Source organism: Phenylobacterium sp. FG114 (assembly GCF_057809855.1).
In genome coordinates this window covers 1-13,021 of record NZ_JBMDKU010000026.1, presented here as the reverse complement: position 1 = coordinate 13,021, position 13,021 = coordinate 1, and the positions used below count along the sequence as shown (strand labels likewise).

At 66.5% G+C, this 13,021-nt stretch carries 11 protein-coding genes and 2 pseudogenes; 8 read left to right on the top strand and 5 right to left on the bottom strand.

Annotated elements, in window-relative coordinates; genetic code table 11:
• The first annotated feature begins 285 nt into the window (after positions 1–285).
• The gene (locus ACODSY_RS25490; protein ID WP_488954716.1) at positions 286–753 is read left to right on the top strand and encodes a S26 family signal peptidase; all 468 of its coding nucleotides are present in this window, start codon (positions 286–288) and stop codon (positions 751–753) included.
• Entirely contained in the window at positions 753–1,586 is an 834-nt protein-coding gene (locus ACODSY_RS25485; RefSeq protein WP_488954715.1) for a cell wall hydrolase, read from the top strand. Before ACODSY_RS25490 ends, ACODSY_RS25485 begins: the two co-directional genes overlap by 1 nt.
• On the opposite strand, the gene ACODSY_RS25480 is transcribed toward ACODSY_RS25485, so the two are convergent.
• Entirely contained in the window at positions 1,587–2,270 is a 684-nt protein-coding gene (locus ACODSY_RS25480; RefSeq protein WP_488954714.1) for a hypothetical protein, read from the bottom strand.
• Between the two features lie 267 nt (positions 2,271–2,537).
• Here ACODSY_RS25480 and mobQ point away from each other — a divergent pair, with 267 nt between their 5' ends.
• The 3 genes from mobQ to trbB are packed head-to-tail and all read left to right on the top strand — an operon-like array spanning position 2,538 to position 7,011.
• On the top strand, positions 2,538–4,034 hold the full coding sequence (gene mobQ / locus ACODSY_RS25475; protein WP_488954713.1) for a MobQ family relaxase: 1,497 nt from the start codon (positions 2,538–2,540) through the stop codon (positions 4,032–4,034).
• A 7-nt stretch (positions 4,035–4,041) separates the two neighbouring features.
• On the top strand, positions 4,042–6,033 hold the full coding sequence (locus ACODSY_RS25470) for a type IV secretory system conjugative DNA transfer family protein (protein WP_488954712.1): 1,992 nt from the start codon (positions 4,042–4,044) through the stop codon (positions 6,031–6,033).
• 24 nt (positions 6,034–6,057) lie between these two features.
• Positions 6,058–7,011 carry a P-type conjugative transfer ATPase TrbB gene (gene trbB / locus ACODSY_RS25465; RefSeq protein ID WP_488954711.1) on the top strand — a complete coding sequence of 318 codons (954 nt, stop codon included), beginning with the start codon at positions 6,058–6,060 and terminating at the stop codon, positions 7,009–7,011.
• A 166-nt stretch (positions 7,012–7,177) separates the two neighbouring features.
• On the opposite strand, the pseudogene ACODSY_RS25460 reads toward trbB, so the two are convergent.
• Positions 7,178–7,761 (bottom strand): annotated as a pseudogene (locus tag ACODSY_RS25460) (DUF6448 family protein).
• A 160-nt stretch (positions 7,762–7,921) separates the two neighbouring features.
• Here ACODSY_RS25460 and ACODSY_RS25455 point away from each other — a divergent pair.
• Positions 7,922–8,299: pseudogene (locus ACODSY_RS25455) on the top strand (cytochrome b/b6 domain-containing protein); the annotation flags it as partial.
• 65 nt (positions 8,300–8,364) lie between these two features.
• Here ACODSY_RS25455 and ACODSY_RS25450 read toward each other — a convergent pair.
• Together ACODSY_RS25450 and ACODSY_RS25445 are read right to left on the bottom strand one after the other, a co-directional pair.
• Positions 8,365–8,613, bottom strand: a complete 249-nt coding sequence (locus tag ACODSY_RS25450; protein WP_488954735.1) for a hypothetical protein — start codon at positions 8,611–8,613, stop codon at positions 8,365–8,367.
• On the bottom strand, positions 8,610–9,272 hold the full coding sequence (locus ACODSY_RS25445) for a TraK domain-containing protein (RefSeq protein WP_488954710.1): 663 nt from the start codon (positions 9,270–9,272) through the stop codon (positions 8,610–8,612). The genes ACODSY_RS25450 and ACODSY_RS25445 overlap by 4 nt, the downstream gene beginning before the upstream one ends.
• Positions 9,273–9,552: 280 nt before the next feature.
• Here ACODSY_RS25445 and ACODSY_RS25440 point away from each other — a divergent pair, with 280 nt between their 5' ends.
• Positions 9,553–9,795 carry a hypothetical protein gene (locus ACODSY_RS25440; protein ID WP_488954709.1) on the top strand — a complete coding sequence of 81 codons (243 nt, stop codon included), beginning with the start codon at positions 9,553–9,555 and terminating at the stop codon, positions 9,793–9,795.
• A 548-nt stretch (positions 9,796–10,343) separates the two neighbouring features.
• Here ACODSY_RS25440 and ACODSY_RS25435 read toward each other — a convergent pair.
• Positions 10,344–11,192: a hypothetical protein gene (locus ACODSY_RS25435; RefSeq protein ID WP_488954708.1), complete on the bottom strand. Its 849-nt coding sequence runs from the start codon at positions 11,190–11,192 to the stop codon at positions 10,344–10,346.
• Between ACODSY_RS25435 and ACODSY_RS25430 the strand changes: the two genes are divergently transcribed.
• Positions 11,191–13,021, top strand: a 1,831-nt coding sequence (locus ACODSY_RS25430; RefSeq protein ID WP_488954707.1) for a hypothetical protein, incomplete at its 3' end; no start/stop codon positions are given. The genes ACODSY_RS25435 and ACODSY_RS25430 overlap by 2 nt on opposite strands.

Genomic DNA, 13,021 nt, shown 5'->3' with positions numbered 1-13,021 from the left:
ACTTCCTGTCTTCCACCCTCGTGGACCTCGGCTCTTAGCGAGATTTCCCGACAAGTTGCCCATGGGCAACTCGCCCCGTTTGTCGGGGTATCAGTGACCGGCTAGCCGCGCGTTAAGCCCACAATCGCCGGGCATGAGCCACATCGTGGCCGCAAGCCCTGCCGAGCCTTCGGCTCGTTTTGGCTGCGCCGGTCCCACCTGATGTTTCTCACTCCTACAGCCCCGCGTTGGACGCCGTTGGCCTGCGTCCTGGGCGGCGGGGCCGCGCTCATCAGCGCACTGTCGATGGCCACGGCCGGGGGCGCTCGTCCGCTGCTCTTGTGGAACCGAACGGCCAGTGAGCCGGAGGGGCTCTATCTGCGGCAGGCCGAGCCGGTGAGGGTCGGCGCGCTGGTCGCCTTTCCCGCGCCAGCGGCCGCCTTTCCCTACGCGGACGGGCATATGAACTACCTGCGCCGGGTCCCGGTTTTGAAGTCCGTCGCCGCCGTGTCCGGCGACCAGGTCTGCACGGTCGACGGCCGGTTGGTGATCAATGGACAGGTGCGCGCGCCGATCCTGAACAAGGACCGGCGCGGCGCTGTCTTGCCGCGTTGGAACGGCTGCCGCCGGCTTCACGACGGCGAAGTGTTCGTCTTCTCCGAGCGCATCCCCAACAGCTTCGACAGCCGATACTTCGGCCCGGTGAACCGCGCCGAAATCGTCGGTGTGTTCCGACCGGTGACCGTGTCGCTTTCCCACCCTGGAGACCGTTGATGGACCCGGCTGCCCTGGCGGGACTGTGCCTGCTGCTCGCGCGCGGACAGAGCGCCCAACCCTTGCCCGCGGGCGTCAATTGCCCGCCTCCCGCGCCCGCCTCGGCGGTGATGGCGCCGCCTTTGTCGCGGAGCGGTCTCGCTCCCCTTGTGGCCGACCTGGACGCGCGCGAAGCGATCACCCGGGTCTCCTTCGCCGAGGCCGGCAATCAGGGCGATAGCGGCCTGGCCGCCGTCGTCTACACGATCCTCAACCGGGTCCAGGACGGGCGATGGGGCGCCACGGTCGAGGCCGTGGTCAATGCCCGAGGCCAGTTCGAGCCGGTGATGCGGGTCGGCGGCGACTGGCGTCGCCTGCCGGCCCCCACAGTCGCGCAGCGGGCGCGGATCGAGACCATTCTCAATCTCGCTCTTGAGGGTCGCCTACCTGATCTCACCAACGGGGCACGCTACTTCCAGAACCCGCAAATCGTGGCGGACCGGGCGACCCGCGGGGAGGTTTCCGAAGGCCTCGTAAACTTCGGCGGAACTGGGCCCTCGGCCGTGATTGGCGCCCATAGTTTTTATGTAGATGTGCGCTCGACCGGGGGGAGGGGGCCTCGTTCTACCAAACCCTCTTCTGCCCCTCGTGGATCTTCGCCCGAAGCGGCCTGGCAGGCCGCCGGCGGGGCGATCTTCGTCGGCGACAATCGCGCCGCGCAGGACGCGCATGCGGTCTCCAACCCCGCCCCGGAAGGGGCAGGGCAGGGGGCTATGCGCGCGACGAAAGTCGCCGATCCCGGCCGCGCGATCTTCGTGGACGGCCCGGGCCTGGCGGCCGGAGAAGACCGATGATCAGGCAGCCCGCCAAGCCGGGTCTAGCTCGGCGTAGTCCGCGTCGACTTCGCTCGGGAGCAGCTCCCCGCCGGCCTCCTGAGCGAGGGCAGATTCGGCCATCAGATCGAAGTCCGGCGGGGGCTCTCCGGCGGCCTGGAGCGCTGACTGTGCGTCTTCATTTACGTCGCCGCCAGGCCGCAAGGGCAGGGGCACATCGCCCAGAAGTTCGCGCACGGTCAGGCGGTCGCGAACCCGTTCTACACGCCGGTCGAGGATATCGACCAGGCGCGCCAGAAGCTCGTCGTCGCCTTCGAAATGCGCGTCGCCTGCCTCGGCAAGCAGGGCGCCGCCAATGATGATTTTGCCACGTGTTTCGCGTCTGCGTTTGTTGATCGACCAGAGCGCTTCAAGCCGTTCGACGCGCGCCTTCAGCACGTGGAAGCGCTTGGCGTCATCCTCGATATCTTCAAGCGGGGTCACGTGCCGCTGCTTATGGATTCCGTCCTGGCCCGCCTCTCTCAGCGCCGTCTCCAGCTCCGCCAAACGCTCGATGAGGGCGGCTTCCTCATCGGTCCGTTTAGCCCGTTCGCGGTCGCTTGACCGGGCCGCCCAGAGCTCGCGTTTGCGGGCGAGCTGGTCGGGGGAGCGGGGCTTGTACTTGGACGGACGGGCGTTCCGCCGGCGCTTGTCGACCTTGGCCATGGTGCGGCCTTTCGATGATGAAAAAGCACGAAATGGCGTAATGCTGCCACTAAAGTGCAGATCGGTCTATGCCGTGGTTTCTCGTATTTCGTCACAAGGGCGCAGTTACGGGTTGGATGTGCTGCGCCCACCAACCCTGCGGTCAGGCCTCGCCCGACACCCTCAAGGCCCTTCCTCGCTTCGATCCGAAGGAAGCCTTGAGCCAAGGGCGCAGCCCTTAGCGATCCCGGCAGGGGCCCAGGTGACGGCACAGCCAGGGGAGGGCGCATGGCCCAGTACCGACTAGAGGTTCAGACCATTCAGAGGTCGGCCGGTCGCTCCGCCGTGGCGGCCGCCGCCTATCGCTCCGGCGACCGGCTCATCGACGAGCGTCTGGCGATGGAGTTCGACTTCGGAGCAAAGGGCGACATCGAGTTCGCGGCGATCATGGCGCCGGCCGATGCGCCGGCGGCGTTTGGTGATCGGCAGACCCTATGGAACGCCGCTGAGGACGCCGAGAAGCGCAAGGACGCCGTGCCCGCGAGGGAGCTGTTGGTGTCGCTGCCGCATGAGCTGGATTTCGCCCAGCGCCGGGCTCTGGTTGAGGCCTTTGTCTCAGAGCAGCTGGTGGCGCGCGGGATGGTCGCCGACGTAGCGATGCACCGTCCCGGCAAGGAAGGTGATGAGCGTAATTTTCACGCCCACATCCTGGTCACCACGCGGTCGGTTGGGCCGGCCGGTTTCGGCAAAAAGCCGGCGGAGTGGTGGAGCCCAAAAGCGGTGCGGGAATGGCGCTCGGCTTGGGCGGAAATCCAGAACGAACACCTGCGCCGGCACCTTGGTCCGGACGCTCCGCAGGTCTCGCACCTGTCGCTTTCGGAGCAGGGTTCGGATCGCGAACCCGGCGTGCATCTGGGGCCGACGGCGAGCGCGCTGGAGCGCAAGGATGTCGCCTCGGAGCGTGGTCAGCAGAACCGCGACACCGAGGCCCACAACGCCAAGCGCAAAGAGCTTCGGATTGACTTCCAGGCGACCGCCGACCGGCTCGTTCTGGAAGCGCCTGTGATCGCCGTTCCCGTTGCGAAATTGACGACCGAGGCCGAGCAGATGCGTTCGCGGATGGTCGCGGAACGGGACCGCTGGGCGGCTGAACGGGCGGCGCTCACCCTGCCGAGGATCGACAGCGTGCGGACGCTGCAGCGCGAGCTCTTGCAGCCTGCCCGCACCGGGGTGGCGGCGGCGAAACTCCGGCTTCGGCAGACCGAACAGCGGGTCACCCAGGTGCGCCAGCGACGGCTCGCCCTGGTGCAGTGGATCCGCAATCCAGCGCGGATGATCTGGGCCAAGCACGCCGAGCTCAACGCCATCGCCAGGGCGCGGGCGGCGATGAAACGGGCGGAGGTCGCTGTGCAGGTGCGGGCGGCCTGGATCGCCTCACCCGCCGGCCAGGCCTACGTCGCCAGCCGGCGCGGCCCGCAGTTGGAGCGGGCGGGCGATGTGGCCCGCCAACGACGCACTCTTGAGCGCAAGATCAAGCGGATCGACAAGCGGATCGAGGGCGCCACGCGGGCCTACAACGACCTACGCGTGGCCCAGGCGCTGGGCCAAAAGGAGCTGCAGGTTCCGTCCCGTCTGCCGGACGAAACCCGGTTCATCCGCGAGGTCGGTGGCCCCGCGCGCGCCGCCTTGATGCGCTATCCGGCGCAGGCCCGGGCGCTGGCCGTCGAGCGCGTCAACCGCTCGATGGGCCAGACCATCGGCCGCGGCATTCTTCCAGGCCGGTGAGGCGGACATGAGCACATCTCAGCGCCTGGTTCTGGTGCTTCCCGTGGCGGTCCTGGCGATCCTGTTGGGCCTGAGCTGGGCGACCCAGCAGGCCGCGCACGGACTGCACTATGCGGCCGCGCTGGGCGCGGGCTGGGCCGATGTCGGTCCCGTTCGCCTCTACCGGCCCTGGGCGTTCGCCGAGTGGTATCTGACCCTTCAGCCGCGCTATCCGCGCCTGTTCGATGGCGCGGGCCTGGCAGGTCTCGCCGTGGCCCTGGCGCCGATCCTCTTGGTGGCGCTGGCGACGCGCGGCTCGGCGCGGGAGCCCAAGGCCTTTGGCCGGGACGCCTGGGCTGATCTAGCCGATGTCGCGCGGGCGAAACTGTTTGGGCAGGGCGGCCAGATCCGGGGCCGGGTGCTCGGCCGGTACAAGGGCCGCTACCTGACCTATGGCGGTCCCGAGCACGCGATCATCGTCGGCGCCTCGCGCAGCGGGAAGGGGGCGGGCCATGTGGTGCCGACCCTGGTCGCCTGGCCGGAGAGCGCCTTCGTCTACGACCGTAAGGGCGAGCTTTGGCACATCACGGCGGATCACCGGAAGACGTTCAGTCATGTCTTCTACTTCGCCCCGACCGACCCCAACACGGTGCGCTGGAACCCTCTGTTCGAGGTTCGCAAGGGGCCGATGGAGATCGCCGATATCCAGAACGTCGTCGGTATCCTGGTCGACCCCTTGGGCCGCAAAGCCGGGGACCTCAATTTCTGGGACCAGAGCGCCACCGACTTCTTCACGGCGGTAATCCTGCACGTCCTCTACAGCGAGCCGGACGATCGCAAGAACCTCGCCCAGGTGCGCCGGCTGCTGATCGACATCGAGCCGACGCTGCACGCGATGCTGCACACCCAGCATCGCCATCGGCCCGACTATCACGCGGCCGATGGCCTCGCGTGCGACGCCGAGGGCGCGCCGATCCCCGAGATCCATCCCGAAGTGCGTTTGGGGGCCACGGCGCTCGCCGGCATGGACGAGCGGGTGAAGTCGAATGTGCTGGCCACCTGCCGGGCGTCGCTGTCGCTGTGGGCTGATCCCCTCGTGGAATACGCCACCAGCTGGTCCGACTTCTCGATCGGCGACCTGGTCTGCGCCGAGGCGCCAGTGACCTTCTACCTGATCACCCCGCAGGCCCATGCCGACCGCCTTGCGTTCCTGGTGCGGGTGTTCATCCGGCAGAGCGTGAACAGCCTGATGGAGCACGAGCATTATGACAGCCGGCGGCGGCGCAAGCGCCATCGGCTGCTGCTGTTGCTCGACGAGTTTCCCAAGCTCGGCAGTCTGCCGTTTCTGGAGAACGCCATGGGCGAAATGGCCGGCTACGGGATCACCGCCCATCTGGTCTGCCAGAGCTTCAACGACGTGTTCTCCAAGTACGGTGACAAAACGCCGTTATTCGACAACATGCACATCACCGCGACCTTTGCGACGTCGGAGCCGACGAGCATCGAGAAGGTCACGCGCCGCGCCGGCAAGGCGCTGGAGATGCGGGAGAGCTACAGCGACCCGCGCAGCCTGTTCGGCCGGGCGCATCGATCGACCTCGCAGTCAGAACAGCAGCGCTACATCCTGTCGGAGGAGGACGTGCGCGGCCTCGACGACCGTAGGCAGTTCCTGTTCGTCAACAACACGAAGCCGATCCTGGCCGACAAGATCCGCTACTACGAAGAGCCGTTCTTCAAGGCGCGCACCGGCGACTACTTCCACGGCGTGCCGGCGGCGTATGAGCAGCGGCCCGGGGCCGCGGACCTGCCGGGGCCCGCCAACATCGATTGGCGGGGCGTTAGGGCCGTCTGCGCGCCGCCTGAGCCCTTCGCCGGCGTCCGCGTGCCCACGCCCCGCTACAGCGGCGCTGAGGGGCCTGCAGAGGCCCCAGGCGCGCCCGAGGCGGTGCTGGCCGCCGACTACCTGACCATGGCCCCTGTCGCGGCTCTACGGGCCGATGACGACGATGGCAGCCTTTGACCCCTCCGTTTGCGTGAGCCCACCATGACCGAACGCCATCCTGATGTTCTCGACCGCAAGGTCGCCGCCCTGCGCCAGGCTATGGGGCCTGTGATCGCGCAGGCCCTTGCCGACCGCCTGGTGGTCGAGGTGATGGTCAATCCGGACGGCAAGATCTGGATCGACCGCATCGGGGAGGGCCGCTCATGGACAGGGCAGCTGCTGGCGGCGGCCGACGCCGACCGGATCCTGCGGCTGCTCGCCGACCATGCGGGCGAGGTGGTCACCCGCGATCGGCCCCGGGTGAGCGCGACCCTGCCGGAGACCGGCGAGCGGTTCCAGGGCGCCTTCATGCCGGTCGTGGCGCGACCTGCCTTTGCCATCCGCAAGCGGCCCGAGGTGGTGTTCACCCTGGACGACTATGTCGAGGGCGGCATGATGAACGCCGCCCAGGCTGAGATCATCCGGGCCGCGGCTGAGGCGCGCGAGAACCTGCTGATCGTTGGCGGCACGGGGTCGGGCAAGACCACGCTGGCCAACGCCATCCTGGCGGAGCCGGCCTTTGCCGCAGACCGGGTGGTGTTGATCGAGGATACCGCCGAGCTGCAGTGTTCGGCGGCCGATCAGATCCAGATGCTGACCAAGCGCACCGAGCCGGCGGTGACCATGACCGACCTCGTGCGGGATACCCTGCGCCTTCGACCCGACCGCATCGTCATCGGCGAGGTCCGCGACGGCTCGGCGCTCGATCTGTTGAAGGCTTGGAACACCGGCCACCCTGGCGGGCTGGCCACGCTGCACGCCAACAGCGCGGCCGAGGGCCTAAGCCGCCTGGAAGATCTGATCGGTGAGGTGACCCAGCGCATCCCGCACCGAGCGATAGGGCAAGCCATCGATCTGCTGATCCACATCGCGCGCACACCGGGCGGGCGGCGGGTGTCGGAGATCATGCGGGTCACGGGCTGGGAAGAGGGCGGTTACGTCCTGAAGGCCGCTTAGGCGCGAGGGGAGGGGAGGCCTTGTATGGGGAATTCCCCGTCAAGACCTCTCGAGGGGACCAGCACTTGTCCAGGCACCACCCACGCCTCCCCTAGCCGCGGTCACCCTGTTGGCTGCCATGAGCCGCAGAAGGTTCCGCGGGGGGTGAAGGGATGGGGGAGACTGGTCAATCCTCGTGATGAACCGTACCGGCGCCATGCGCCGCCTGGCGCAGCGTCTCGGCGAAGGTGACGAACCCAAGTTCGGCTGAGACGCGCTCTCGCACTCGCGCGACGTCTGCGGGAGTCCGGGCCTCGGCCGGCGCACCCTGGGTCTCGCGCACGTGCGCGAGGCGCTGCTCCAGCGCCAGTTCGACGTCATGGACCAGTATGGCCTTAATCTTCGAGAGGTCCCCGCCTTGGACGGCGGCCTCGGCGGCCGGAATGGCTGGGCCGCAATCCATCCCCGCCGGCTTCAGCCCTCGAAGGCCGCGCCCTCCCCGGCGCGGTGAAGGCGCACCACGGTTTCCATGAAGCTGTGGTCGGCCAGCGCGCGCGCTTCGGGACCCAGGGCGCGAACCTTGCGCGCCGTCTCGTACTGCGCGCGGATTTCCGGCTCCGCCGCGGCCGGCGCGTAAGCCAGCGGGATGTTCACGTTCCCTGTCTCCAGCGCTTTCAGAGCGGCTCGCGCGACGGGACCGTCGATGGCGTCGCAATGGGCGAGGGCCGCTTGTGGAGCGCTGAGCGCGGCCGCAACCACCAGGGCGGTCATGAGGCGGAGTAGGCGAGGCTTCATGTCGTTGCTCCAAAGACGCCACTATTGACGCGCCGACGCCGCAAGGCGTTGAGCCATGTCAAAGGCGCGCAGTTGACCTGCGTCAAAGCGGCTCGCCCCGGCTGGCGCAGATTTCCCTGCACCAGGAGCACGCTCGATGACCTCCATTCCCGCCCGAACTGCATCCGTCACCGTCGACCGGATTCAGGTGTGGGACCTTCCCACTCGCATCTTTCACTGGAGCCTCGCTGGCCTCCTTCTGTTGAGCTGGTTCACCGGAGAAGAGGAGGGGACAGCTGTGCTGATCCACCGCCTCAGCGGCGAGGCGATCGCGGGCCTGATCGTATTCCGCGTGATCTGGGGGTTCGTGGGCGGCGAACACGCGCGCTTCTCCGACTTCGTCAAAGGCCCCGCGGCAGTCGCGCGCCATCTCGCGCATCTAATGCGTGGACGCGCGGATCCGGCCGTTGGTCATAATCCGCTGGGCGGGCTGAGCGTGCTCGTGTTGTTGCTCGCCGTCGGCGCCGTTGTGGTGAACGGCATCGAAAGGGCCCTCCCTCCCACAGCCTCAACTGTCAGGGATCAACCCGGTCCATACTGTCAGGCATCTACCCGGTTTGTACCAGGTGGGTCTGGATTTTTCGCGATGCTGGCCGTCGCCATCACGCGCTTACGAGTCTCGTCGACCTTGGCCGCCGGCGGCTTGCCGAACTGGGAGTAGACGTAGAAGGCGCCGATGACAGCGATGAGGGCGGCGACGGCGAGGTAGAGCGTGAGTTGATTGCGCTTCGCCTTGGCGATCGGCTCGTACAGGCCGTCTGCGGACTCAGCTTCGGGGAGGTCGCTCACCACTGTTCCTCCACGATGAAGACCCGACCTTGCTCCCCGGGCCGAAGGCGCTCGTGCGACGTCGCGGCGGCGTAAACCCGCTCGACGAGGAAAGCCTCGAGGCACACCGCCTCCTCCAGCTTCCCGACGTTGGTGACGTAGAGGACTCGACCGTGCAGGCCGCCGCCGTCCCGGGCCGTGACCTGTCGCACGGTGAAGGGGCCGGCTTTCATCGGCGCCGCGCCGATCACCCGACGGGTGACGCCCTCGGCGTCCTGGTCATTGAACATCAGCCGAACGAACTGCACGAGCCGTTCTTGGTAGGGAGACGCCGGTCCTGCAGCGCTCGTGCTGACCGCCGGCATCGATAGCCCCACAGGCGTGACCTCGGCCTTCGGCGCCTGCTGCGGCGGTCCGGCCGGGGCGCTTTCCAGGCGCACCAGCACCGTCTGGGCTTCGCCGGGCGGCCGAAGCACCGCCTGGATCACCTTGCCGCTCTCGGTCGTGAGGTAGGCTGAGAAGGCTCGACCCGCCACGTCACCGTCGAAGGCGATGAAGGCGTCGCCCGACGCATCATCGGTCTCCACGATCAGCTGTGGACCGCCAGGCTCGTCCAACTTGCGGACCGAGGCGAACTTCTCGCCGAGGATCGAGATGCGGGACATTTGCCGCGCCGACACCCCACTCGGCGCATGGCGGCCTCACGCCGGAAGCGGTGCGGCTGAACCCCGCGGCCGGCCGCTACCGCCGGCGCTGGAGATCAGCTACCAACCCCCTGGGCTCTCACAATGGCCGAGGGACCGGAGGGGGCAGGTCACAAGCTGCCACTATCGCAACGCGCGAGGCAGCCGCCCGAATACCTCGCCTGCGCAGCGAGGTCGGCGTCGATCTCTATCGCCCCGTCGAGAGCCCGACCGGGCTCTTGGCCCGGAGTGAACGCCGCGTTCTCCCAGCCGACGTGTGTTTCAGATCGGCGACCACACCTCGCTCTGCGGCGGGGTGGCCAAGAACTTCGTGCCGGCCGGTGCCGGCCCGGGCTTCGCGACCGGTCCGACGTCGCCGCCCTGGGCAGCTACGATGCCGGCCCGCGCCGAGATCGCCGACCGCCGCTTCAGCACGACGGCTCGTTCTCTTACTTCGGACATCCTGATCACCTCGGGGGTGGTCACGGCGCGCTACACGCGGCGTGACAGCGGTGAATAGACCTGCGGCCAAGGCCGCAAGGCGCCTGCCCGAGTGTCCGTCCGTGTCTGGAGTCATTCGGCAAATGCGCAGAGTCACGCGCGATCGCGCAGGTATCCGTGTGGTCCGCGCGGAGTTACTCTTAAGTATATATTTCCTTCAGCCTGACTTCGGAGGCTCGCGATCGGCGCCGCCACGTCGGCGACCGTGAACGGCCAAGTGAACGTCAGCGCGACGCCGGGCGCCTCGACTTTGACCGCGACGGCAACCACTGTCCCGTCAATTGGCGGAACTACGGACGGATCTGCATCCCCCAGCGCAGTGACCAACCCAAGCGGCTCCGGAACTGTCGTCTCTGCGCCGGCGACGGGCCGGAGCGTCGGCGGCTCGGTGACGGTCGCCGCCCAAGACGTCACCGTGGGCGGGGCTGGGGCCATCTCTGCCAACGGCCAGAGCCAGGGCGGGAGCATCGCCCTCAGTGGATCCGGGACCACAGGTTCGGTTACAGTTGCTGGACAGGTGAGCGCCAGCACCGCGCCGCCCCCCGCCGCTCCGACAGCGGTTGCGCCTCAGAATTCGGGCGCCGCGACAGCGGCAGTGGGCAGTGTCTCGGTCGCGACCGCAACTAGTTCGGCGACCGCCGTCGCGACGTCGAGCTCGACGGTCGTGCCGTCAGGGCAGACGGCGTCCGTGCTGAACCTGTTCCTCAACGGGTCTGATCTGTTTCTGGACAACTCGCGCGACTTCCGCGGGCTCAGCGTGTTCGTGTTCTCGTGTGACAACGCCTGCGCTTTGAATTCGGCCCGACTGTTTGTCTCGTACGCAGAGGGGTTGGCCAACTTCACGGTGGCCGGGGATGTCCCAACGACGCTGAGCGGCGTCCTTAGGTCCGGCTCAGTGGCGCTTGGCGGAGACGTGAGGCTGGCGGGCCCCTCGGTCACCCTGGCCACGGACAACTTGACGCTGGGCGGCAACGTCTCAAGCACGTTCGGGACGTCCGTGACGGTGACCGGCTCCACGCCCTCGTCCAACATCGTAATCGCCGCGAGCCCTGCCGGGACGACCGGGCCGTCGCCGGCGCCTGCGCCGGCATCGACGAACACGGCCGTGGCGACGGTGACCGGATCGACTACGGGCTCGACCCCGACGACGAGCAGCTCGGCGACCCCGTTCAGCACCGTGGTCGCCGCGAACCCTACCACGCCGTCGCCTGCACTCTCATCCACGTCGTCGCCGGCTAGCACGCCCTCAACGCCCCCAGAGGTACTCTCGGTGAGCCGGTCATCCACGACGGTGACGACAACGGTCGCAGATTCGGCCTCCACGCTCGTTGTCGCAAGAACATCGACCACATCGAGTCCCGACGGCGCGACGCCCGCATCCCGTACGACCGGCGCAACGGTGCAGGGTACGAACATGATCGCCGCCGCAAGCACATCGGCTCAGGTTCAACCAACGACAACCGCTACAGCTCAAGTCAATGGTCTTTTAGCATCCGCCATCACACAGGCGCCATCATCAGCGCAATCGACACAACCGTTGACCATCTCAACGGCTAGAAGCAACGATGGTATCGTTTCAAATAGTGCGCCCGTTCCATCTCCACCGCCATCTCCATCAGCAGCCCAAGCCATGGGTTCCGGAGGTTCGGTCGTCCTGACGGGGCAGACTGTGGGAGTTGTCGCCACCGGCAGTGTATTCGCTGACGGAACCACGCGGGGCGGCAGCATCGCGGTTGCGGCATCAGGAACAGTCACTATCAGCGGCACGGTCAGCGCCAACGCGGTGGGGCCGACAGCTTCAGGCGGCGTCGGCACAACCCCCGCCGCAACATCACCGACCAGTGGTGGCTCGATCGCGGTAGCCGCTCAGGCTGTCACCATAACGAACACCGGCAGTGTATCCGCAAACGGAGCTGCGCAGGGCGGCAGCATAGCGATTGCGACATCAGGGGCCGTGAACATCAGTGGCCAGGTCGACGCGACTAGCACCTTCGCGACGCCGCAAGCCAATGGCGGCTCGATTGCGGTGGCCGCACAGGCCGTCACCATTACAGACACCGGCAGAGTGGCCGCAAATGGAGCCGCTCACGGCGGTGCTGCGTCACTAACCAGCGCCACCGACCTGGTGGTGAATGGCACGATCAGCACCAGTGCCTCAATCATGGCGCGATCAGCCGGCGGCCTGATCACTTTGTCTGGTCAACAAGTCACCATCGCCGCACGGGCCAATGTCGCAGCCGATGGCTCCAATGCGGGAGGCGAACTCGACATTTATGCCAGTCGTAGTCTGACCCTCATAGGCCGGATTAGCGCCAGCATCGGCCTCATCTATTCCGAAAGCTTCGCCGGCGGCCAGTCTCCAGGCTATGGCCTGTCGGGCCTTTGGCGTGTCACCCAAAATTTCCCGCAATCGGGCAAATTTGCACTGGGCTACGTGCAAAACGAGTTTGCCGGGACATCACCGAATGGCAATTACAACACCGGATCAACGAATAACGGACAGGCCGTTAGTGCACCGATAAAAATAGGATCTAATTCAACTTTGTATTTCAGTGCCGTAAATTTTAACGAATTCGAGGTGAGTCCGAACTATTACGACAGACTCAGTATAGGGGTATCTCTGGATGGGGTTAGCGTGGACAGAATACTATTTTCCACGTCCACTGTTGATAATCCTGTTCAACATATAGCTCCGAAAACCAAGGGCGGTGGTTACGACGATTTGTCGATAAGCTTGTCTGACTACGCAAATATGACAGTTAAGCTAGTATTTAGATACGATTCGATAGATGGATTATACAATGATTATCCAGGCGCTCGCATAGACAATGTGAGTGTCTACGATGATGTCATCGGAATCTCCTCGTTTGGGGGAATTATATCTCTATCCGCCCCGCAATATTTGGGAGATGGTGTTGATAATACTATTAGGGGAAGTATTTTCACGGGTAATTCTCCATATACGTTGGTTCCGGGTCCACAGAACGTCGTTGGGGGCGTCATCGGTGGAAATTTCCAAATTGGCAATCTTGGCTCCGTGGCGGAACTCTCGGCAGAGCAGGTAGCTATAAAGCGGGCTCAGGCTCAGGCCACCGCCGAGGCTGCCGCGAAGGCCGCTGCCGAGGCGGCGGCGAGGGCGGAGGCTGAGGCGAGGGCCGCCGCCGAAGCTGCCGCGAAGGCAGCAGCGGAAGCTGCCGCGAAGGCCGCTGCCGAGGCGGCGGCGAGGGCGGAGGCTGAGGCGAGGG